The sequence below is a fragment of the Rhodospirillaceae bacterium genome (assembly GCA_018660465.1).
Lineage (GTDB): Bacteria > Pseudomonadota > Alphaproteobacteria > Rhodospirillales > JABJKH01 > JABJKH01.
In genome coordinates this window covers 1-22267 of sequence record JABJKH010000041.1, presented here as the reverse complement: position 1 = coordinate 22267, position 22267 = coordinate 1, and the positions used below count along the sequence as shown (strand labels likewise).

The window sequence follows — 22267 nt, the reverse complement described above, 5'->3', positions numbered from 1 at the left end:
TTTGCTGAGGCGATATCTCGTGTAAATTTGTCGCCTCCAGTATTGAAACCATCCCAAAAGTGCGGTCGGATCATGAATAAAATTTCACTTCCATCGGAAAAACTCTCCCTGAAGGACGCTCAGGCCCTGTTCCTCAAGGACGAAGCGACGACGTATTTTAGCACGTGTACACGGGGGCTGTTGCCGAGCCCAGCGCGCGCGGCGTTGGACGTGCATCTAGAGGGACTGCAATCAGGGCTGACAGATAAGGATGCGTTGTTCGCAACTGTAGAGGATACGCGCCGCGCCTTCGCCAAATTGATCAACAGCGATGCCAATGAAGTGGCCTTTACGAAGAACGTTTCCGAAGGGCTGAACATGATCGCGGCAGCGTTTGATTGGCAGGCCGGCGAAAACGCCGTCGTTTGCCTGGAGATGGAACACCCCAATAACGTCTATCCCTGGCTTAACCAACGCAAGCGCGAGGACATTTCAGTCCGTTCCGTGCCACACCGGGAAGGGCACATTGATGCAGAACTTTTGATCGATGCCATTGATGAGAAAACGCGGCTTGTAACAATGCCGACGGTGACCTTCTCGCCGGGCTTTCGCGCCGATGTTGCCGCCGTCGGAAAGATCTGTCGCGAACGCGGAATCTTTCTGCTTGTCGATGCAGTGCAATCGTTAGGCATATTGGATACCGACGTAATGGCGCTTGGTGTTGATGGCCTTGCGGTATCGACTCAAAAAGGCCTCTGCGGGCTCTATGGCATGGGTTTTTTGTATTGCCGTGCCGAATGGGCGGAGCGCCTGACACCCGCATACCTCGCACGGTTCGGTGTCGATCTGGGCGGCGGTGCCCATGAAGCCGCCTTTGGAGCAGAGGACTATCGCTTAATGCCGGCGGCCGGGCGGTTTGATCTCGGCAACTATAACTACCCCGGCGTCGTTGTCGCAGAAAAGACCTTGGACATCCTCAACCGTGTCGGCACGCAGACCATCGAAACCCATGTTGGGGGACTCGCTGCCCGATTGATCGATGGGCTTTTGGGACTCGGTCTGCCGGTGCCAGGCGGCCCTGCCGGACCACAAACTGCCAGCATCGTTTGTATTGGCAACCTTGGTGCCGAAGGTCACGATACAGCCGAAGACCCGATGATCAGCCGTTTATCAGATCACCTGTCTCAAGGTGGCTTCATCCACACCATCCGCCGCGGCATGATCCGACTGGCACTTCACCTTTATAATGATGAAGACGATGTTGATCGTTTGTTGGCGCACGCGCGGAAACTAACCTAGGACGCACGCTTTTCCAGAGGGCGGGAGAGCAACGCCATGACGATCCCCGCAATCGCTAAACTAAGTAGAAGCCAGAGTGTGCCGTCCCAATTACCGGCGGCTTCGCGGACGGCGGCGAGGGCAGGGGGGCCAAACAACTGGCCGGTGTTGGTGCCCGTGACCATCAACCCACCCATGGTCCCAATCAGCGCCGGGGTCGGTGCGTAGACTGGCGGGGCGGCAAGGGCGGACGCGGGAATCAATCCACCGCAGATGCCAAATATAAATGCCAAGCCGAGTCGGACGCTATCCGGTAACACGCCGGAGAAAATACCGATCTCTGTCACCGCCATGCCGCTGGCACCGATGCTCAGCAGCAACCAGATGGGACAACCGCGACCCATGGCGCGGGCGGCGACGAGGCTTCCAACCGCGTTAAAGGCCAGCACCAGGGCTGGCACGGTTGCGGCAATCAGGGTGCTGACGCCGTAGACTTCCAGCATATAGGTGGGCAGCCAATTCATCATTGAAATATGCTGGCTCGCATAGACCCCAAAGCACAAAGCCACCAAGACGCCACCACCCTTGGACAGACAGCGCTTCACATTACCAAGGATCGAATCTCGATTAACGGCGCGGATTTGGCTCAACTGCCATGTCGCCGTCGAGCGCAGAACAATGACGGTCCAAATTAACGACAGGGCGGCACTGACGCCCCATAACACCCGCCAGCCATAGCTATCCAGAATAAGCGCTGCGAACATCATCATGCAGGCAAAACCAATCGGCATATAGGCCGCCCAGACGCCCAGTGCAAATTTTCGGTCTTGGTCGATGGTGGCCCGTGCGATGATCGCGCCGCCGGTAATGGTGGTCGCGGTAAACCCAAGCCCTTCGATAAACCGCGCCACCAGCATCATTGTGCTGGATTCGGCGAAAGCACCGAGGAGGCTTCCCGCCGTTAGCATCATCAGCCCAAAAATCAGGACCCGCCGTTGACCCAGCCGGTCGGCAAGGGCTCCGGCGACGAGGCCCAGGGCAAATCCCATGGTTGAAATCATCGACGCAATCCAGCCAGAAAGGACCAGGCCTGTTTCCAGTTCGGTGCTGATTTGTGGCAGGGCAGGGGGCAGCTTGCCAATGTGCGACGCGGCAATGATGCCTGCCCCAAAGGCGACCCAGACAACGGGCCATTGCGTTTCAGCTAGTTTCATACCCCTAGCTCGTTGGCGAAAATTCGCCAGTCTCAGAATCCATTACCCATAGATCGCCGTCGGCGATATCGAACCAAGCGCCGTGCAGGGTCAAGCGGTCTTTGTCTTCAAGGATTTTGACGCAGGGGAAGGTTCTGAGATTCGCCAGGGAATGGCGCACCGCGGCGCGTTCCAGTTCCAATTGTTTCTCTTGCGGGCTGAGGTCGTTAGCTGCGATGGCAGAGACCGCCGGCATGATCAGGTCCATCCATTTGCCGATGAAGTCACCCGGCGACAGGGGCTCGGACGCGGGGTTCAGGGCAGCGTTGATACCGCCACAGCGCCCATGGCCCAGCACCACGATGTTTTTAACCCGCAGGCTCTGGACCGCGAATTCCAAGGCGGCCGAGGTTGAATGATAGGTATCATCAGGCTCATACGGTGGCACCAGATTGGCGACATTGCGGACGACAAAAATCTCCCCCGGCGTTGAGCCAAAGATAATGTCCGGTGCCGCCCGTGAATCACAGCACGCGATGATCATGGTTTCCGGGGTTTGGCCCTGTTGCGCCAAGGAACGATAAAGCGGTTGCTCTTGGGCAAAGCGCCCGTCCTTAAACGTCCGGTAACCGTTCAATAATTTTTCAGGGAAAGAAGTCATTGCCAGGACATTCTAGAACAAGGATGGATAGAAAAAAAGGATGAGTGGGTCCTGTTTAGGGCCTTTTTCCCAAAAAACATTTGGGCTGGTTTCACTTAGGTCCAGTGCCTAGTATTCAAGGCAAAATAGTTAGGAGGATTCGATGGCTCTACCGGAAATTGGAAGTGACGCGCTTGGCTTTAATTTGCCCAACCAGGATGGGGAAAACGTAAGCTTAGCTGATTACGCAGGAAAAAACGTGCTGGTCTGGTTCTTCCCCCGTGCCTTTGGCGGCGGGTGAACGAAGGAAGTAAAAGGGTTCCGTGATAGAATCCAAGACCTTAAAGACAAGAACACAGAAGTCGTCGGCATTACCTTCAGTACGCCCGAAGACCTGAAAACCTGGGCAGATGAAATGGACGTGACGGCGGAGCTTCTATGTGACGCTGACCGATCTATTGCCATGGCCTATGGTGCGGCTGAAACGGCGGATCAGGAAAAGGCCACACGGGCATCTGTGCTCATCGGGCCGGATGGGAAGGTGGTAAAGACTTACACCAAGCCTGATCCGGAGCAGCATCCGGACGAGGTGTTGGAGGATTTAAGTTAGGGAGGAATACTGGGTGTGTTCTCAGGCTGTAAATTCAAGCCTAGAATTAATCACGCAGGCGTACCCAAAGCTGACTTAATTGCGCCAAGGACAGCATTAATATCGACGGGTTTTGTTAGGTAGTCATAAAACCCGGCTTCGTGCCCGACCGCTATATCGCGCTTGGTCGCGTTGGCGGACAGGGCGATAACCGGTGTTTTGAGAGTGCAGTTCATAACCCGGAGCTTCGCAAGTGCTTCGAATCCGTCCATTCCCGGCAGATTAATGTCCATGATGATGACGTCGGGGTTCTCCAATTTGGCCAAATCCAAGCCCAATTCGGCAGTGTGGGTGGAAATCATGCTTAGGTCCTCAACGCGGGAAATGATCATTTCCATGAGGTCCAGGTTTGCCGGATTGTCTTCTACGTAGAGGACTTTTCCTGAGAGTTCCTTAATTTTGATTGCTTCATTCTCTTGGTCACTTGTTTTTACCTTGGACATTGCGTCTTCAGATAGGGGGAGTTCAAACCAAAAGGTGCTTCCCTTGTGGGCTTTGCTTTCGAAGCCAATGTTGCCGCCCATTTCCGTGACCAGCTGTTTGGTTACAACCAAGCCAATTCCGGTTCCTTCGGTTTCCGTTGTTTCTTGGCCGAGGCGATTGAACGGTTTGAATAATTCCTTGTGGTTCTTTTTCGAAATGCCAATGCCTGTATCTTGGATGCTCGTGCGCAACATGCCTTCGGGCGTGCGATCAAAAGAGACCGATACCGTGCCATTCTTTTTATTGTATTTAACCGCGTTCGACAGAAGGTTTAGAAAAATTTGCTTGAAGCGGGTGTGATCGGCGCGGACAACCAATTTTTCCGAGGCCGATGAATTGGAAGTAATTGTGATGCCTCGTTCCTTGGCTTTTACGTCGACAAGGGGCAGGCAGTCTTTATAAACACGATCTACGACTACATCCTCAATTGAATACTCTACCTTTCCTGACTCGATCTTCGCCAGGTCGAGCACATCATCGATCAAAACTAAAAGGTGATGACCGCCCTTGGAAATATAATTCAAGGATATTTTCTGGGCTTCTGACAAGGGCGAGTCTGGGTCTGTTGCCAACAACTGACTAAAGCCTAAAATTGCATTTAGGGGTGTGCGGAGTTCGTGGCTCATGGAGGATAAAAAGTCAGACTTCGCGCGGTTGGCTTCATCGGCCTCTTGCTTCGCTTGATCGAGCACGATTTCAGCAACCTTCTGCTCCGTGACATCTCGTCCTGTTCCTCTGTACCCTTGAAATTCACCGTCGGCATCAAAAACAGGCACGCCTGACGTCGACATATAGACAGTGTGTCCGTCGGGTAAGGTTCTGGAATGTTCAAAGTCCCTAAAGGGGCGATGCGCTTTCAAGTCCGCTATATTCTGCATAACGGCGTCATCATTCCCATCAAGACCCGAGTCGCGACGGGTTTTGCCAAGAAGATCGTTGGGCGAAATGCCGCTGATGTCGGCAAACCGATTCGAAAAATAGCTAAACCGCAGGTTCTTATCCATTTCCCAGAACCAGTCAGAGGCAATCGTGCCATAGTCCCGAAAGCGATTTTCACTAAGCTGAAGTAATAGCTCGGCCTTTTTCTTTTCCGTAACATCGATCGCGATCCCGCCGATACCGGTAATCTCACCTAACTCATTTGCAACCGGAAACTTCGTGATATTCCAGTGACTCTCTGTGATCTCTCCGGGGTCGTTTACTCTTTCAAGTCTAATAGTTTCCCCGTGTTCAAGTACCTTACCATCAGCTTGTTCATTGGTTTCGACGGCTTCCTTTGAAACCCAGGAAAGTTCACTTGACTTTTTCCCGACAAACTCTTCTTCGTTGCGACCAAAAACGTCGGTGTAGGCTTTGTTAGCGAGAAGATATCGCTGGTTTGTATCTTTTAAGATGATCCGCGCCGGACTGTTCTCGATGAACGCCCTAAATTGCGCCTCACTGTCTTGAACTTTTTTCTCTGCTTGCTTGCGTTCGGTGATGTCCATTTCAACACCGCCCAATCCAATGAGTTCGCCATCAATGTCAAAGACTGGAAACTTTGAAGTGGCGTATGTTTTGCCGTCAATTTCTTCTTCCTGCTTAATTGTTTCTTGTTGTTTTAGGACCTCCATATCAAATTCGAGGAACCGTTCTCCTTTTTCACCTGGATACATATCCACCGGTGATTTTCCCTTAATATCTTCCCAGCGAACACCGTAAGTTTCTTCAAATTGTCGATTAACGAGTTGGATTCGGCTTTCTGTATCTTTGAAATATATAGGTGTTGGAGAATTATCGAGAATGTTTTTGAGGCGCGCCTCACTTACCCGCATGGCCTCTTCGGTATTTCTCTGATCGGTTATGTCGTGTGATGTAAAGACGGTTCCCCCATCTGGTGTTTTTTCTTCATTAATCAAAATGCATGTGCCGTCGGCGTGCATATTAATGAACGGTTCTCCGGGGTTGTTGTGGTGTTCCATGCGCTCTTTGATAAAGTCTTCTTCTCGTCCGGCTGCGCTGGGAACGAGCCCTGAAGCAACCCTGTCGCGGAATAAATCCTCAAAGCTGATTCCAGGTTCAAGGGTTTTGTTTTGCCCGAAGTGACGCTTTCTAAACTGTTCGTTCCAGATAACCAGGTGATCGTCCGAATTAAAATATGCGAAGCCTTCCGATAAACTTTGAACCGCATTATAAAACTGATCTTCGGTCTCTTTCTTTTTGGTGATGTCTAATCGCATAGAACAAACAGCAGGTTCACCTTCCCAATCCAAGGTAAATGACCGGCGCTCCTCCCAAAACTCCGAACCGTCTTTTCGCAGACCTTTGGTTTGGAAGTCCGCTGCGACGTCCTCTCCGTTAATTCTGAGTTCGTGAGTGCCCCGTTCATACGATGGGTGGGTCAATACTTCCGTAGACTCCAATGCCATAATTTCTTCTGGAGACGAATACCCATACATTTCCGCCAACATTGGATTGGCGTATAAGGGGACCCGATTGCGATGGATAAGAATACCTTGGTTTGAGCCATCCAAGAGGGAGCTGAAACGTTTCTCCACACGCATCTGCACTTCGTCGCGTGATTTTTGTAAGTCTAACTCCGCCTGCTTTCGACGCGTGATATCGAAATGCCAGATCATGGTGCAATCGCGGCCACCAAATTGGATCGGGCGCGAATTCATTGAAACCCACCACTCCGTTCCATCGATCCGCCGCTGACGTGCCTCGAAATCAACGAGGTCTTCGCGCCTTTTCATAACCTCCTCAACAGCGCGTAACTGTTTGAGGTCAACCCAACTTTTAGCGATTTCAGCGTTCTGGAAGTTCTCGCGTGATGTTGCCCCATACATTTTGACGAGTGCGTCATTAATGAACAATCGTTCGCCGGTCAGGCGGGTGTCTGTATCCGCATGAGAGACGACGGCAACGCCCATAGGGCTGTTCTCTAGAATCTCAAAATTTTTTGTGTCGTCGTCTTTCATTCGCCAATCTCAAATCGTTCGTGAACCTTGGATGAGCCACCCAACGGCGTCTTCCGGTCAACCTTCGAGGCAAATGAAATCTAAATTGACCGGCAACTATTAGTCGATCAGACACACATCCCCCCGACACATAAATCTATGTGTAATTTCCTAAGTAAAATTCAAGTAATTTATTTGGGAAATTACCCGGCAGCCACTTTCTTTGAAACAGCGGGAATATTAATCCAAATTCTAGGGTCGTTTGCGGATCAGGTATTTGTGGGTGCCGTCGAACACTTTGACGCTGTCCTGGTTCCAAACGGCGGCATTCAGCGTAAGAATGCCCGTCGTGGTTTGCGGTAAGATGTCGGCTACGGTCAGAAGCGGGTAGACGGTGTCGCCAGCGTATACCGGTTCAAGCATTTTGCCTGAAAATTCAAGCAGTCCGAGCAAGCTGTCTGCCACTTGATGGGGAAAGGTGCCGGCACCTGCGGCGGTCTGGATAAAGATTTGCATGCCATGGGCCAATAGGTTCTTGTGGCCGCGCTCTTGGCAGTATTCAACATCGTAGTGAATCGGGTCATTGTCACCGGATGCCAACTGAAAGGCCGCGAAAATTGCCTCAGTCATGGTGCGGGATGGAATATAGAAAGTCTCGCCAACCGTGAAGTCTTCCAAATACCGGCTTTCACCATATTTGTGATCTCGTTTGACGTTAAATTCGGGGTCGTCTTTTGTCACCCTTGGTTCTCTTTCTTATTTTGCCAGTTGGCTTCGCGCTTTTCTAAGAACGCCTTCAATCCTTCCTGGGCGTCTGGGGTCATCGCACTGTTACAAAAGTCTTCAACCGCAACGGCGACCCCGCGCCGGTAATCTAGATCATTGGTGCGCATAAAGGCAGCGCGGCCCAAGCGCATGGCAGTGGGGGACTTGTTAGCAAATGTCTGTGCCATCTCTCTCGCTTCGTATAGAAGTTCATCCTTCGGAACCATCCTGCTGATCAAGCCCAGGGCTGCCGCTTCACTGGCGGGGAAGGTGCGCCCGCTAAACAACAATTCAAATGCACGATAGCGACCAACAATGCGGGGTAGATGTGTAAAGTGAATGGCGGGCAGGAGCCCCAGGTCAATTTCCGGATAGCCGAACGTGGCGTTATCCGACGCTAAGATCACATCGCAGGAAATCGCCAGTGTCATGCCGCCGCCGCGCGCGGCCCCGTTGACGACAGCGATGGTGGGCTTGCCCATGGCATATTGGGTGTCCCAAAGGTCGATGTAGAGTTTTTCCAGAAAGGACCGGACCTCAAGAATTGGCTTATCCAGCAAGATATCAAGATCAAGGCCGGCACAGAATATTTTGGGCAGCGCACTCCGCAGGATAACCGCGCGCACATTTTCATCGTCCGCGGCGCGTTGAAAGGCGGCAAGGATCTCATCCAGGAAAGCGATGCTGAAAGCGTTGACCGGCGCACGGTTCAGAGTAATTTCCGCGACATGATCTGAAACCGCATAGTCAACCAAGGATGTTTTGCTCATCATTACTTCCGTTCAGTCCTAGCTTTCGCGCACGATATCGCGTGCGAGAAAATCCTCAATTGCGTCCTGATCATAACCCGCTTGTTTGAGTATTTCAGCTGTGTGCTGACCATGCAATGGAGCGGACTTAGGATTGGCGCGATCTTCATGATTGAACCGTACGGGGAACCCGATCTGGTTTATCTCACCCAGGGTCGGGTGCTGCGCGGTCGTGACGATCCCGCGTGCGGCGACTTGCGGATGCGCCAGGGCAGCGTCCAGCGTTTGGATCGGCGCACAGGGAATACCCTCTTTCATGAACAAATCCAGCCAGTGCTGAACCGGGTTGTCGCGTAACGCATCCTGAACCAGCTTTGCGGTTTCGCCGAGATTCTTCACGCGGGATTGATTTGTGGCAAAGCGTGGATCGTCCGCATACGCCTCCAGCCCGAGCAAGGAACACAGCCGCCGCCATTGCGCATCATTCCCAGCGCCAACCATCAGGCTGCCGTCTGATGCCTTAAAGGCCTGATAGGGGGCGAGGGAAGGGTGGGCCGTGCCCATGCGTTCCGGGGCCTTGCCCGTGGTCCAGTAATTCTGCGCGAGATACCCCAGCATCGACATCGACGTATCCAACAGCGAAAGCTCAACATGGCTGCCCTTGCCGGTTAAATTGCGTTCTTGAAGTGCAGCCAGAATGCCGATGACACCCATGAGGCCGGTGCTCATATCGACCGGTGAAAAGCTGACCCGTGCGTAGGGGCCATCGGCTTCGCCCATGGTGCTGATCATGCCGCTAAAGGCTTGCAACATGACATCGTATCCCGGCTGCCCGCCCAAGGGGCCTTCTTGACCAAAGCCGGAAATTTCACAATAGATCAGCTTTGGGTTGAGGGCGCTTAGGCTTTCATAGTCGACGCCAAGCTTCTTGGCCGTGCCGCCTTTAAAACTTTGAAGCACGATGTCAGCATCTTTGATGAGCGCTTGCACGATGGCGCGGCCTTCGTCGGTTTTCAGATCAACCGCGAGAGACCGCTTGTTTCTGTTGAAGGCCAGGAAGGTTGCAGACTGTCCGTCTTTCTGCGGTGCCCAGTGCCGTATGTCGTCACCGCCGACCACGGGTTCTATCTTGATGACATCAGCGCCGAGGTCACCTAAATACTGTGCACAGTGAGGACCGGCAAAAATCTTGCTGAGGTCAATAACCTTCAGGCCGCGAAGTGGCTGCATAGGGCTGTCTTCCATTATTGGCTCTGACTTGGTTCAACACACGCTCAACCAGACGTGCGCCCACCGTCAATTTTCAAATCAGTGCCGGTCATGTGGGGGGCTTCTCCACTCAAGGCAAAAGCGACCAGGGCGGCGTGTTCTTCCGGCATCATCACTTCACCCATCGGTATGTTCTTCTTGCTGCGTTCAATATGACCGGGGCGGGAGAGGGTGCCTGGGGTTTGTGTTAACCCTGGGACGATGGCGTTGACGCGGATCATCTCGGGGGCCAACTCTACGGCCAGTGCGCGGACCATATGTTGAATGGCACCTTTTGTTGCGACGTAGGCCGACGCCATGGGACCCGCCCTGACCGCGTTCGATGATGTTGTCACCAGCAGATCACCGCCGTCGCCTTGTGCCTTCATAACGCGGGTTGCGGCCTGCAGTGTGTGGAATGTCCCCAATAGATTCACCGCTACGACGTTGTGCCATTCCTCGTGCGTTAATTCGATAAACGGGCGGCGCATCACCATGACACCGGCATTGGCGATGACCGCATCAAGACGGCCAAATTTCGCAACCGTATCGTCGATCATCTTTTGCACTTGGTCTACATCACGAATATCAACGGGCAGTGCCGCCATCCGATCCGCCGGACCAACATCACGCGCTAAGGTTACTGTCTCATCCAGCAATTCCGTATTGATCCCAGCCGCAGCGACGTTAGCCCCGTCGGTGAGGGTGCGTAAAACAATCGCCCGACCGATCCCGGTTTCGCCGCCGGTGACCAGGACTGTCTTGCCTGAAAGATCGTAGGTTCCCATGCTGTGTTCCCCTTATGCCGATGTCCGGCCAGCGTCGACTTTAAGCAACGTGCCGGTCATGTGTGGGGCCTCGTCACTTAAGGCGAAGGCAACGAAGGCGGCCAGCTCGTCGGGTTGGACGATCTTATTCATCGGGATGGCTTTTAGCATGGTCTCGACATAACCCTCCACGCTGGTCACCGGCTTCGTTTCCGCCAGACCAGGCACGATGGTGTTGACTTTAATTTTGTGCGGGGCCAGTTCGACGGCAAGTCCGCGCAGCATATTATGAACGCCACCTTTGCTCATGACATAAGGCATTAAACCAGCGACTGGACGAAGCGCCGTCGACGACCCCGTCGCCATCAAGCTACCGCCTTCGCCCTGCGCGATCAGCACTTTGGCTGCGGATTGCAGAACATAGAACACGCCCGTCAGGTTGACCGCGATCACGCGCTCTAGTTCCTTGATGTCCCAATCCCCGAAGGCTGTTTCTGTGGTGAATACACCCGCGTTGGCGATTGCGGCGTCTAGCCTGCCGAAGCTTTCGACCGCGCTGTCGATGGCGGTTTGAACCTGTGCTGAGTCCGTCACATCAGTCGGCACGCCCAGCACGCGTTCGTCCGCACCTGCTGCTTTGCAATCGGCTAAGGTCTCTGACATCTGAGCTTCATCAAGGCCCGCGATGACAACGGACGCACCTTCGCTCAGACAACGCAGGACAATAGAACGGCCAATCCCGCTTTCGCCCCCCGTCACCACAATGGATTTCCCCGCCAAACGGTCGCTCACAGATACCACCCCGACTATGCCTCTTTGAAACACCTTCTCGGTTAGCGTACTTACGTTGGTATGTCCAGATTGAACGGCGGCGGAGGGAAGCCCCTACAAAAAGTTCAGCACCAAATACACCGCCAGCAGCACCACCATCCACTGTGCCATGTGTCCGGCGTGTTCTGTTTGGGCGAGGAGGCCTTCGGGGCCGTTTTGGCGTTGCACGCCTTGGATGATGATTTTGATCCAGCCCTTGAACGTGTCGCGGAGAAAGCGGTCCAAGGGTGAGAAAATCCGCACGAATTCCCGCGCCGTCACCGGCAAGAGCTTCCGATAGAGCCAATCAACATCCAGCGAAATGGTCAGCGTTCGTTTCATCATCGGCAGCATCAGGAAGAACGCCAAGCCTGAGAACAGCAAGAGCTGCAACATATTGACCACATGCGGCACCGTATAGGGAACGTAGTTCACCGTGAACGGCAGGATCGCATAAAGCGGCTCCGGCCAAATGCCGAGACCGATGCACAATCCTGAGAATAAGATCATCGCTAAGCGCATGTTCCAGGGCGGGTCTTTTGGACGTAATCCAGAATCTTTCTGGAAAAAGACGAACCACGGAAACTTAATGCCGGCATGCAGGAACACGCCTGCAGAAGCCGCCATCAACAGCATCCAAACGAGGAACATCTTTTCATCGGAGGCCGCCTGACTGATCATCGACTTGCTGATAAAGCCGGACGTTAACGGGAAGGATGAAATCGAAAGCGCGCCGACGACGCCACAGATCATCGTCAGCGGCATGCTCTGGAACAACCCACCGAGGTCGGTACATTTTCGCTTGCCGGTTTGATACAGCACCGCCCCCGCCGACATCAGCAACAACGCCTTATATATGATGTGGGTGAAGGCATGGGCGGCAGCACCGTTCAGCGCCATCTCCGTCCCAATCCCTACAGCCGTCACCATGAAGCCGACCTGGTTCACAATGCTGTAGGCGAGGATGCGCCGCATGTCGTTTTCCAGCAGGGCATAAATGATGCCGTAGAAAATCATGAACACGCCAACGTAAATCAGAATCTCAGCGCCCGGGAAGCCGCGAATTAAGACATACACCGCGGCCTTGGTTGTGAAGGCCGAAAGGAAGACGGTGCCGCTGTAAGAGGCCTCAGGGTAGGCGTCGGCTAGCCAAGCCGACAGCGGCGGTGCTGCAGCGTTGATCAAGAACCCAGCCAAGATCAGCATGGTGCCGATGCTGGTTGGTTCCATGGCGGCGAACGCGGTCGATCCGGTATCAACAATATGAATCACAATGCCGGTCATCAGAAGCGCACCGCCGAACATATGGACGAGGAAATAGCGCATCGCGGTCCGGTTTGAATTCGCCGCCCCAACTGAAATCACAACCATGGTGGAGGCCACCGCCATAATTTCCCAATAGACGAACAGGCTTATTAGGTCACCAGCCAAGGCGACACTGATCGCGCACCCGGCGTAAACGAAGGCCGCCACCAACTCCAAGACCTTTTCTTGCTTAAGCGCGAACAGCCCGCCGCCGAATGCCATGATGGAAAAAATCGTCGCGAAAAGTCGACTGAGTGAATCACTTCGTACCAGGATGAGTTCGTATTGCAACAGGGACACAACAACCGAGGCACCATCCGTCAGACGCCACACCAGTGCCAGCGTAATCAGCGGCAGCCCGAGGATGAGGACAGGTCGCAGAGTCTTCCCCACAAACGGCAGCAAGAACGCGCCGAGGATCAGAACAATGCCAGGGGGGAAATCACCGCTCATCATAATAAGTGTCCTGGCGCTTTAATAAGAAACCGAGAAGCTTGGCGAAGACGACCATGGCCGCACAAACCACGAGACCGTACCAAGAATAAAAACCAAACGTGCCGTCGATCCCGAAGCTGGGGTGGCCGTGCATGTACTTGTCCGCCATTGCCAGTGCCGCCAATACCAAGAGGCCAACGATCCACAACCCACGGATGGTCTTCGGTCGGACAAGCCAGTGCTTTTCTTTTGCATTGCTCATGCGTCGGTCTCCACTACGGCACCATAATGGTTTTTAACAGGGCATAAATTTGACTGGGGTAGAAGAACAGCAGCACACACCCAATCGATGAAATTCCAATCGCAATTAAACACGCCACCGGCGCTTCCTTATACTTCGCATTCTTGATAACCGCTTTCGGCCCAAAGAAGGCCCTGATGGGGATTGGCAGCAAATAACCAACATTCAATAGCGAACTCAGCATCAGCACGCCGACGAAGAAAATCTGCTGCGCTTCCATCGCGCCGATGGCGATGTACCACTTGCTCCATAGTCCGCCGAACGGTGGCAGGCCGATGATCGATAGACTGCCGATAAAGAACGCAATAAACGTCAGCGGCATAACCCGGCCCAGTCCCCGCATCGTGCTGATTTCAGATTTGTGGGCAGCAACCAAGATCGCACCCGCACAGAAGAACAAGGTGATCTTACCGAATGCGTGCGTAACAATGTGCATGCCGCCGCCAATGATGCTGGTCTCTGTCACCAACATCGCCGCCAGCACGATGTAGGACAGCTGCGATACGGTTGAATAGGCGAGCCGGGCTTTTAGATTGTCTTTGGTCATGGCGACTAAGGACGCCAAGATAATCGTCGCCGCTGCCATATATTGCAGCCATTCACTGACGCCGATGTCCTTCAGGTAATCAATGCCGAAGATGTAGATCGTGACTTTTAGAACCGTGAACACGCCCGCCTTCACGACGGCCACCGCATGTAGCAACGCGCTGACCGGTGTCGGTGCGACCATGGCGGCGGGCAACCAACGGTGCAACGGCATCAAGGCTGCCTTGCCAATGCCGAAGACGTAGAGCGCCAGCAGAACGCCCGCGACCGTATCGCTGACATGGCTTTCCAAGATGCCACCTTTGCTGAAGTCCAAGGTGCCAACCGCGACATAGGTCCAGATAATGGCGACCAGCAAGAAGCCGATGGAGGAGCCAATGAGAATTCCTAAATAAACCCGCCCGCCTTTCTTGGCATCTTCGGTGCCCGCATGGGTGACCAGCGGGAAAGTGCTCAACGTCAGCACTTCGTAGAAAATAAACAGCGTCAGCATGTTGCCGGAGAACGTCAGCCCCATAGCGGCGAAAATGGCGACGGCGAAGAAGAAATAAAACCGCGTCTGGTTGGTTTCGTGATGGCCACGCATGTAGCCGATGGAATAGATCGATGTCACCACCCAAAGGAAACTGGCGACGCAGGCGAAGATCATGCCCAAGGGTTCCAACGCAAAGGCGATGCTCAGCCCTGGCAGAATTTCACCTAAGCTAACTTCAGGCCGTCCGCCCGCCATGACGACAGGCAACAACACGCCAACAACGATGTAGGTAAGCACGACGCCGGTGATCAGCGTCACCGCTTCGCGCAGGTTTGGAGCTTTGCCCGTTAGCAAAATTCCAGCGCTGCCGATAAGCGGCAGGGCGACGGCGGTCAGGATGGCGGTTTCTGGTGACATCACGGTGTGCCCCCTAACAACGCCTTGGCCGCAGCCCCCGCGACATTCGCCGTGGTCGTCGCATTAATTCCGAAATAAACCGATGCTGCGGTCATGACCCACAACGGCACCAACATGCTGGCAGGGGCTTCGGCGATGCCTTTCTTGGGGCGACCCAAAGGTTTCTTAAAGTACGCGACTTCGACTACCCGCCATATATAAACGACTGCCAGCAGGGAGCTGCCGACAATCAACGCTGCGATCAACCAAGAGCCTTTTTCCAAAGACGCCTGGATCAGGTACCACTTGGAAACAAAACCAACAGTTAAGGGGACACCAACCAAACCCAGCCCGGCAATCACAAACGCCGCCATGGTCACTGGCATTTTTTTCGCGATCCCGGCCATGTCGTTGATGTTCACCGAATTGATTTTAAAGAAGATACATCCCATCGCCATGAACAACGCGCACTTGACGAGGGCATGGTTGAACAGATGGATGATGCCGCCGGTTAATCCAATGGTCGAGACAAAGCTGATCCCTAAGACCATATAGCCAATTTGCGCCAACGAAGAATAGGCCAGCATGCGTTTGACGTTGTTCTGGAACACGGCGAGGGCACTGGCGAAGAACATTGCCGCCAAGGCCAGGGCCATCAGCACTTGTTCAATTCGCATGGCTTCGAAAATGTCGGCTCCGCCAAACACCGTGAACAGAATTCGGATCAATGCGTAGATCGCGACCTTGGTGGCCGTCGCTGCCAGGAACGCGGTTACCACAGACGGTGCATACGCATACGCATTCGGCAGCCACATGTGCAGCGGGAACAGGGCCAGCTTCAAGCTAAGCCCGACGACCAGGAAGGCGAGGGCGGCTAAGACTGTGCGGGTCTCAATAACCGCTGGCATTAATGTCGCGAGATCGCCGATGTTCAACGATCCGGTCATCATGTACATCAGGCCTACGCCGATGATGTAGAACGTCGCCCCGATGGTGCCCATGACCAGGTAACGATAAGCCGCGGTCAGGGCGCGCTTGTCACTGCCGAGCGCGATCAGGACATAGCTGGACAAGCTTGAGATTTCCAAGAACACGAACAGGTTGAACGCATCGCCGGTAATCGCAATGCCCAGCAGTCCACAAAGGGCCAGCAGGTACATGCAGTAGAAAAGATAAATGCGTTCCTCTGCGATTTCTTTGCGCACGCTCTCATAGGCGAACGGCATCACCACAGAGCCAATGCCGGAAACAATCACAAGGACCAGAGCGCTGATCCAATCGACTTTGTATTCAATCCCCCAAGGGGCCGCCCAGTCGCCTAATGAATAGGTAATCGTGCCGTCAGTGCCGACCTGTTGCAGCAAGCCGTGCGCAATGAAAAAAGTAATCCAGGTGATCACCGTGGCCCAGGCCCACGCGAGGCGCGGGTACCAGAGGATTATCGTGATGGGGGCTGCGATCAGAGGAATAACAACTTGCAGCACGGGAAGGTGTTGTTCGATCAAGACTCCCGCTCCATCTCATTCTCAAGGGCTTCGATCTGATCTTCCTCAATCGTGCCGTAGGATTCCTGAATGCGCACTACCAGTGCCAACGCCAGCGCCGTTGTCGCGACACCAACCACAATGGCGGTCAGGATCAACACATGGGGCAGGGGGTTGGAATAGATTTCGATCTTGTCGTCTAAAATAGGCGCAGTGCCGCCGGTGACTTTGCCCATAGTGATATAAAAGACAAACACCGATACTTGGAACACGTTCAGGCCGACGACTTTCTTTATAAGGTTCGTCTGCGCGATGACGATGTAGAAACCCACCATCATCAGCACGATCACAATCCAATAGGGGAATAGGCCGCTCAATTCCATGGCTCAGCTGTTCCTATTCGCGTAAACAAAGAAGATCGTAATCATCGCGAAGCACACCGTCGTGCCGACACCGAATTCAATGAGCGTGATGCCGATGTGCTGGCCATGCACAGGGTCGTGGGCCAGGACCGAATAGTTCAAGTAGTTGCCGCCTTTAAACATTCCAACAACGCCGACGCCTGCATATAAAAGCAGGCCCGTTGCCAGACCAATTCGCGTCACCCAGGCGGGGACAACTTTTCGCGCGGCGCTCATACCGAACAACATCGCATACAGAATAAACGCACTGGCAAAGATAACGCCGGCTTGGAATCCACCGCCGGGGCCAAAGTCACCGTGGAACTGCACATAGAGCGCGAACAGCAAGATCATCGGGATCAACAGCTTCGATGTCACCCGTAAGATAGAGGTGTGTTCCATCTCACGACGCGGCGGTTCCGGTCTTTTGCGCACAACTTTTTTTGCCATCACGCTGCCGCCTTTTTTGATTTCTTGCGGGACTTCTTCTTCTCCCGGCGCCGACCGATCAAGGCCATTACACCAACCGCTGCGGTGAAGATCACCGTCACTTCGCCTAACGTATCAAAACCTCGGTAACTCGCCAGAACGGACGTAACAATGTTCGGCATGCCGACTTCTTTTTTGGATTTTTCTATATAGCGCGGCGCGACATGGTGGTGGATCGGGGCTGTTGTCTCGCCGTAGCGCGGCATGTCCAACGTCGCATACATCAGCGCCGCCCCGGTAATCGTCACGACGGCTAAAGAACTCAATGAAAGTTTGTGGCTCTGCTCGCTCTTCTCCGTTGTCAGTGCCAGGGTGCCGAGCATCAACACGGTCGCGATGCCCGCGCCAACGGCGGCTTCGGTAAAGGCAACATCAACCGCGTCCATGACCACGTACAGTACCGCCGCCAATAAACTATAGATGCCGGAAAACATGACGACAGCAAACAGGTTGCGCAGTCGCACCAACGCAATTGCGGCAACAGCCATGAACGAAAGTAAGGCGAAGTGGATTAGTTGTTCGATGGGTCCACTCCTTCCGTTTTTCCCTTAGCCAAGTCTTCTTCTTGTAGAGGCTCAACCCCGCCATAAATCGCCGCCCGCGCCAGGGCATACGTCGTCGCCGGGGAGGTGAAGAAGATAAAGACCAAGATCAGAACCAGCTTTACCCCGGTGATCCAATCAGGCACTTGCAGCAGCAGGCCGATGAAAATCAGGCCAATGCCTAACGTGTCGATGATGCCGCCGCCGTGCATGCGGCAATAAACATCCGGCAAACGAATGATGCCAATCGCGCCGATTAGGCAAAAGATCGCGCCGCTGATCAGGCAAACCCAGCTGATGATTTCCAACGCCAGCTCCATCACATGTCCTTCTGTTCGTCGCTGGTGGGGAAGCCGAGATTATTGAACTTCACATACTTCACCGCGGCAATTGTGCCGATGAAGTTGATCAGCGCATACAACATGGCGATGTCTAAAAACTCAGGTCGGTCGGCCAGGAAACCATGCACTGCGATCATCGCGACCGTCAGGGTGCCAAATGAATTCACCGCCAGGATTCTGTCATACACCGTCGGGCCTTTAAGCGCGCGGATGATGGTCAGGAACATAACGAACAGCAGGGCCGCCGTGGTCAGGGAATACAGCATTATGCGTCTCCCTTGTTGTCAGGCGGCGTGATGCCTTCCATGTCGACGACCTTGGCATCCATCTCGCCGGTCTCAACACCTTCGCGGGCGGCTTTGGTCAGGGCGTGGACTTCGACCATGCCTTCGTGTAGGTCGACGGTTACCGTGCCAGGGGTCAGGGTAATGGAATTGGCGTAGATGGCGTGGCCCAGTTCGTCTAGCTGGGATGCCTTCACGCGGAAGAATTTAGGCTGGATCGGCATTTCGGGCTGAATGATCACCTTGGCGACGTCGATGTTGGCTTTGGCGATTTCTATAAGCAACCACGGGAAATAGCCAATTGCGCGCCAGCTCAGGTGAATGGGATGGCCTTCGCGGTCGATCAGGTCCATGCGATTGGCGATCAGCACCACAACCACGATTGATCCGCCGCCGAGCCATAGCAATAGGGGTTCCGTGTGGCCCGATAGCAGGAACCACAGCGCCGCCAACACCACCCCTAAACTTAACGAATGTAACAAGAGTCCCAACTTCCCCTTAAGATCAAAACCAAAAACACCCTAAATCTTAATTTTACGCGATCTTTTTTGGCGGACGATTTTTGGTTTGTCCAGCATGCAATGGGGAAAATTTTACATTTGAAAATCCTAATAATTTGTTTGCTGCCTTTAAAAAGCCAATCTAGGGCGCAATCTATGGTGTTGTCGGGAAAATCTGATAGACTCTAACAGGTTGACGGAATTGAGGAAATTCATGGTTTTACGGCGTTTTATCTTATTGGCATTGCTGTGCGGGGTCATCGGCTTGGTGCCAGATTTATCTCAGGCCCAGGTCAAATTTGAGACCAGCCGGGTCTCCATTGTGACCGCAGGCGGCACTTATAATGTGTCTGTTGAAATGGCGACGACGCCCGAACAACGCTCGCTTGGCCTGATGGGTCGAAAGGATATGCCCTTGGCGGCAGGCATGTTATTCGATTTTGAGCGCACAGAGCCGATTACCATGTGGATGAAAAACACCTTTATCTCGCTCGACATGCTGTTCCTTGATCGTGCCGGCATCATCGTCCACATCGCTCGCAACACCCAACCCCAATCGCTGCGCCACATCTCTCCCGGTCGCCCTGTTCGGGGCGTGCTGGAAGTAAACGCAGGCACGGCGGCACGGCTAAGGATCAAAGTCGGCGACCGGGTGCTGCATGGGATGTTTGGGGGGTAGGCGGGTGAGACCGTGCCGCTGAGCGTCCTTCGAGACGCGTGGTGCCCACGCTCCTCAGGATGAGGATGTTAAGTAAGGTGTCGAAAGTAATCATAAAACAACCAACACCCTCATCCTGAGGAGCGTTCAAAGAGCGCGTCTCGAAGGATCCCCAGCGGCACACCATCACCCCCTGAAACTAGACACTAGACACTTTTTTTGTTCGCGAACAAATAAGGGGGTGAAGGTGGACACTCCAATTCAGACTTACTTTTTTGATATCAGCGCTCTATCCAAATTCTGAAACTAGACACTCAAAACTATTATGTTCGCGAACATAATTTTCTTTGCACCGGGACTCAAAATACCTCTAATTAAAAGGCTCGGATCGGACTGGTCCGGGCACTTTGCAGCCCGCTCCGATCCTCAACATAATGAGCAAATGGAGAAATTCCATGCAAAGAAACAAACCAAATCCCCTCGTTCGTATTCAAACCAAAGAAGACGACGCCCGCGACCGAGCGAATGACGTTAATGGACTGACGGTGGTGACGAAGTATTCTCAGAAATCTGGGTTAAACGAAACTCAGAAGAAAGACTTAGCGTTTCACAAAGCCAACAAGAAACGACTTGATCCTATTGTTAGGCGATTGAAAGGGTGGTTGCGTAAGGGGTGCGCCACTTCTACTGAGCAAAATAATATTAATAGGGAACTTAGAAAATTCGATTGGCCTCTTAGAGCAGCTAATCAATCTATTAAAAACGCGCCTCGCGGCGGACCTATCTCGCCTCGGGGTGGTACAGATTACAGCAACTACACACAGCAATCCAAAGCGCCTGGGTGTTCATGATCTGACTCCCGACACTCAAAGTTCTGCGCGAAGAACCCGTCGAAGGTATTTTCGAGGAGTTCTTTCGCAGACTTGAAGGTGAGGTATTGTCTGTCTGGCTCAGCAAAAAAGAACGTCGTTGCATTTTTTGCAGCAGCTAATTGCTGCTGGCGGGAAAGGCTATAATAGACCTTTTTCGCATCGCGGGAGTCTTTGCAGGTGTAAGCGCCCCTCAGGTGCTCAATCATCGTCCACGCCATGACATCCGCCTGGATACTATCGCTTTCCAATTCGCCATCGAGATACATTTGAACGATGGCGTAGTACGACTGGGGGGCTCTTGCGTGTGCGGCGCGTTCATACCATTGAAACGCCATTTGTTTGTCGATGGGAACGCCCATTCCATAATGATAAAGTCGTCCAAGGTGAACCATTGCCATACCATCTCCATGGCCCCCTCCATGCGAGCTTGCTGCCGCTATAAGGAAGAATTTTCGGGCGGCGGTCAGGTTAATCCGTCGGCCTTCGCCGTATAGGTTCATTTCACCAAGCTTGGTATTCACCCAAAGATTTCCGTCCCGGGCAGCAAGAGTATAGAATTTATAAGCCTCCAACTTATCGACGTTGACTCCCGTTCCTGCGCGGTACAAATCACCCAAGTCTTCAGCAAATACCGTGCGACCTTCATTAAATCCACGCTCCAAACGCTGGAACTCGGTCTCTGCTGCACAGCCGCCAAGAAGGATGAATATTGTTAGGTAAAGGAGGCGATACAAATTTATTCCCCTGTGCAATGGACTTCAGGAACGAGTGGTTTTTTTGATCCACATAAAAGGATAGAAAATGATCAACTGATACATTCTTGAAGAGGCGGTCTTCGAGCAATTGGGCTAGGAGTGTGTGTGCTCTTTCGCCTGCCATCCGTCGATTTTGTTTGGAGGGTAAAATACTGAGGTGTTCTAATATTTCTTCATCTAGGCAATATGACATAAAGAGTAATCCGGCGATGCGCCAAGCGGTTCCTTCAACGGCGGGCGTTTTGCTGGGGATCAATCCACTTTCATAAAGCTCGGCGATGCCTTCGGCTGCGGCCTCTGATTCGGCCCTGGCATCTGTTAAGTAAAGTGCGTGCGCCATTTTATAATCGGGTGCGGTGCCGAAACCTTTATGGAACATGAGCGCTAAATAGTACTCACCCCATGTATTGCCGAAATCACTGGCCAGTATAAAATACTCGCGAGCGCGGGCGTAATCCACTGCGCGGCCATCGCCATTAAGGTACATTTCCCCAAGTTCAACGAAAGCGCGGTCATCGCCTTTGTTTGCTGCACGTTGATAAAAGTCATATGCCGTCTTAACGTCGTGGGAACCGCCGTACTTGTTGTGATACATACTTCCTAGTGTCGTCAACGCATCTGTATGCCCCCGTGCTGCTGCCAACCGCAACCATTTGATGGCTTCTTTTCGGTTGTGGAAGCTGTCTAGGGCGTAGGCGTAAGTTGTTCCTAGACTGAAGCTGGCCACCGCATTTCCAGCTTCCGCTAGAGGCCGCAATATTTTGACGGCCTTTTTAGAATCGCCAATAAAAAATGCTTCCTGCCCCTCCTCAAGCGTCGCCGCAGAAACGGGCAGGGCGAACAACTGTCTAACGTCAGCGCCTATGGAACAAATTAGCGGGATTGCATAAGAGAGGATTTTTAGCTCATCGTAGTGACCGAAGGGAACGAAGATGAGACAGAAATCGCAGACACGTCAGACGGGTGCAGCCAAGGCAATCAAG

Annotated in this window: 25 protein-coding genes; 5 read left to right on the top strand and 20 right to left on the bottom strand. The window is 53.2% G+C overall.

Annotated features, from left to right (window positions below; translation table 11 throughout):
• Window positions 1-72: 72 nt before the first annotated feature.
• Window positions 73-1278, top strand: a complete 1206-nt coding sequence (locus tag HOM51_06890; GenBank protein ID MBT5034232.1) for an aminotransferase class V-fold PLP-dependent enzyme — start codon at window positions 73-75, stop codon at window positions 1276-1278.
• On the opposite strand, the gene HOM51_06885 is transcribed toward HOM51_06890, so the two are convergent.
• Both HOM51_06885 and HOM51_06880 read right to left on the bottom strand, forming a co-directional pair.
• Complete coding sequence (locus HOM51_06885; protein ID MBT5034231.1) at window positions 1275-2471, bottom strand: MFS transporter; 1197 nt, start codon at window positions 2469-2471, stop codon at window positions 1275-1277. The genes HOM51_06890 and HOM51_06885 overlap by 4 nt on opposite strands.
• A gap of 4 nt (window positions 2472-2475) precedes the next feature.
• The gene (locus HOM51_06880) at window positions 2476-3111 is read right to left on the bottom strand and encodes a carbonic anhydrase (protein ID MBT5034230.1); all 636 of its coding nucleotides are present in this window, start codon (window positions 3109-3111) and stop codon (window positions 2476-2478) included.
• 142 nt (window positions 3112-3253) lie between these two features.
• Between HOM51_06880 and HOM51_06875 the strand changes: the two genes are divergently transcribed.
• Together HOM51_06875 and HOM51_06870 are read left to right on the top strand one after the other, a co-directional pair.
• The gene (locus HOM51_06875) at window positions 3254-3391 is read left to right on the top strand and encodes a redoxin domain-containing protein (GenBank protein ID MBT5034229.1); all 138 of its coding nucleotides are present in this window, start codon (window positions 3254-3256) and stop codon (window positions 3389-3391) included.
• Window positions 3392-3421: 30 nt separating this feature from the next.
• A complete protein-coding gene (locus tag HOM51_06870) occupies window positions 3422-3700 on the top strand; it encodes a redoxin domain-containing protein (GenBank protein ID MBT5034228.1) in 279 nt (92 codons plus the stop codon).
• A gap of 50 nt (window positions 3701-3750) precedes the next feature.
• Here HOM51_06870 and HOM51_06865 read toward each other — a convergent pair whose 3' ends face one another.
• From HOM51_06865 to HOM51_06790, 16 genes are all read right to left on the bottom strand, one after another.
• Window positions 3751-7182 (bottom strand): PAS domain S-box protein, encoded by a 3432-nt coding sequence (locus HOM51_06865; protein ID MBT5034227.1) that lies wholly within the window; start codon window positions 7180-7182, stop codon window positions 3751-3753.
• A 231-nt stretch (window positions 7183-7413) separates the two neighbouring features.
• Window positions 7414-7791 carry a MaoC family dehydratase gene (locus tag HOM51_06860; GenBank protein ID MBT5034226.1) on the bottom strand — a complete coding sequence of 126 codons (378 nt, stop codon included), beginning with the start codon at window positions 7789-7791 and terminating at the stop codon, window positions 7414-7416.
• A 107-nt stretch (window positions 7792-7898) separates the two neighbouring features.
• A complete protein-coding gene (locus HOM51_06855) occupies window positions 7899-8696 on the bottom strand; it encodes an enoyl-CoA hydratase/isomerase family protein (protein MBT5034225.1) in 798 nt (265 codons plus the stop codon).
• Window positions 8697-8714: 18 nt separating this feature from the next.
• Window positions 8715-9905, bottom strand: a complete 1191-nt coding sequence (locus tag HOM51_06850; protein MBT5034224.1) for a CoA transferase — start codon at window positions 9903-9905, stop codon at window positions 8715-8717.
• A gap of 44 nt (window positions 9906-9949) precedes the next feature.
• Complete coding sequence (locus tag HOM51_06845) at window positions 9950-10711, bottom strand: SDR family oxidoreductase (GenBank protein ID MBT5034223.1); 762 nt, start codon at window positions 10709-10711, stop codon at window positions 9950-9952.
• 12 nt (window positions 10712-10723) lie between these two features.
• On the bottom strand, window positions 10724-11482 hold the full coding sequence (locus tag HOM51_06840; GenBank protein ID MBT5034222.1) for an SDR family oxidoreductase: 759 nt from the start codon (window positions 11480-11482) through the stop codon (window positions 10724-10726).
• 93 nt (window positions 11483-11575) lie between these two features.
• On the bottom strand, window positions 11576-13261 hold the full coding sequence (locus tag HOM51_06835; protein ID MBT5034221.1) for a Na(+)/H(+) antiporter subunit D: 1686 nt from the start codon (window positions 13259-13261) through the stop codon (window positions 11576-11578).
• Entirely contained in the window at window positions 13248-13502 is a 255-nt protein-coding gene (locus HOM51_06830; GenBank protein ID MBT5034220.1) for a hypothetical protein, read from the bottom strand. The genes HOM51_06835 and HOM51_06830 overlap by 14 nt, the downstream gene beginning before the upstream one ends.
• Window positions 13503-13515: 13 nt before the next feature.
• Window positions 13516-14979, bottom strand: a complete 1464-nt coding sequence (locus HOM51_06825) for a monovalent cation/H+ antiporter subunit D family protein (GenBank protein MBT5034219.1) — start codon at window positions 14977-14979, stop codon at window positions 13516-13518.
• Window positions 14979-16460 (bottom strand): monovalent cation/H+ antiporter subunit D family protein, encoded by a 1482-nt coding sequence (locus tag HOM51_06820; protein MBT5034218.1) that lies wholly within the window; start codon window positions 16458-16460, stop codon window positions 14979-14981. The genes HOM51_06825 and HOM51_06820 overlap by 1 nt, the downstream gene beginning before the upstream one ends.
• Complete coding sequence (locus HOM51_06815; protein MBT5034217.1) at window positions 16460-16825, bottom strand: cation:proton antiporter subunit C; 366 nt, start codon at window positions 16823-16825, stop codon at window positions 16460-16462. Before HOM51_06815 ends, HOM51_06820 begins: the two co-directional genes overlap by 1 nt.
• A 3-nt stretch (window positions 16826-16828) precedes the next feature.
• Window positions 16829-17245 carry a Na(+)/H(+) antiporter subunit B gene (locus HOM51_06810; GenBank protein ID MBT5034216.1) on the bottom strand — a complete coding sequence of 139 codons (417 nt, stop codon included), beginning with the start codon at window positions 17243-17245 and terminating at the stop codon, window positions 16829-16831.
• 47 nt (window positions 17246-17292) lie between these two features.
• Window positions 17293-17856, bottom strand: coding sequence for a DUF4040 domain-containing protein (locus tag HOM51_06805; GenBank protein ID MBT5034215.1), 564 nt, complete (start codon window positions 17854-17856; stop codon window positions 17293-17295).
• Window positions 17844-18194, bottom strand: a complete 351-nt coding sequence (locus HOM51_06800; protein ID MBT5034214.1) for a monovalent cation/H(+) antiporter subunit G — start codon at window positions 18192-18194, stop codon at window positions 17844-17846. Before HOM51_06800 ends, HOM51_06805 begins: the two co-directional genes overlap by 13 nt.
• On the bottom strand, window positions 18194-18478 hold the full coding sequence (locus tag HOM51_06795; protein MBT5034213.1) for a pH regulation protein F: 285 nt from the start codon (window positions 18476-18478) through the stop codon (window positions 18194-18196). Before HOM51_06795 ends, HOM51_06800 begins: the two co-directional genes overlap by 1 nt.
• A gap of 2 nt (window positions 18479-18480) precedes the next feature.
• On the bottom strand, window positions 18481-18981 hold the full coding sequence (locus HOM51_06790) for a Na+/H+ antiporter subunit E (GenBank protein MBT5034212.1): 501 nt from the start codon (window positions 18979-18981) through the stop codon (window positions 18481-18483).
• 232 nt (window positions 18982-19213) lie between these two features.
• On the opposite strand from HOM51_06790, the gene HOM51_06785 reads away from it, so the two are divergent.
• Complete coding sequence (locus HOM51_06785) at window positions 19214-19678, top strand: DUF192 domain-containing protein (GenBank protein ID MBT5034211.1); 465 nt, start codon at window positions 19214-19216, stop codon at window positions 19676-19678.
• 434 nt (window positions 19679-20112) lie between these two features.
• The gene (locus HOM51_06780; GenBank protein ID MBT5034210.1) at window positions 20113-20508 is read left to right on the top strand and encodes a hypothetical protein; all 396 of its coding nucleotides are present in this window, start codon (window positions 20113-20115) and stop codon (window positions 20506-20508) included.
• On the opposite strand, the gene HOM51_06775 is transcribed toward HOM51_06780, so the two are convergent.
• Both HOM51_06775 and HOM51_06770 read right to left on the bottom strand, forming a co-directional pair.
• On the bottom strand, window positions 20472-21191 hold the full coding sequence (locus tag HOM51_06775) for a sel1 repeat family protein (GenBank protein MBT5034209.1): 720 nt from the start codon (window positions 21189-21191) through the stop codon (window positions 20472-20474). The two genes, HOM51_06780 and HOM51_06775, sit on opposite strands and share 37 nt — an antisense overlap.
• A complete protein-coding gene (locus HOM51_06770; GenBank protein MBT5034208.1) occupies window positions 21175-22128 on the bottom strand; it encodes a sel1 repeat family protein in 954 nt (317 codons plus the stop codon). Before HOM51_06770 ends, HOM51_06775 begins: the two co-directional genes overlap by 17 nt.
• Window positions 22129-22267 lie beyond the last annotated feature (139 nt).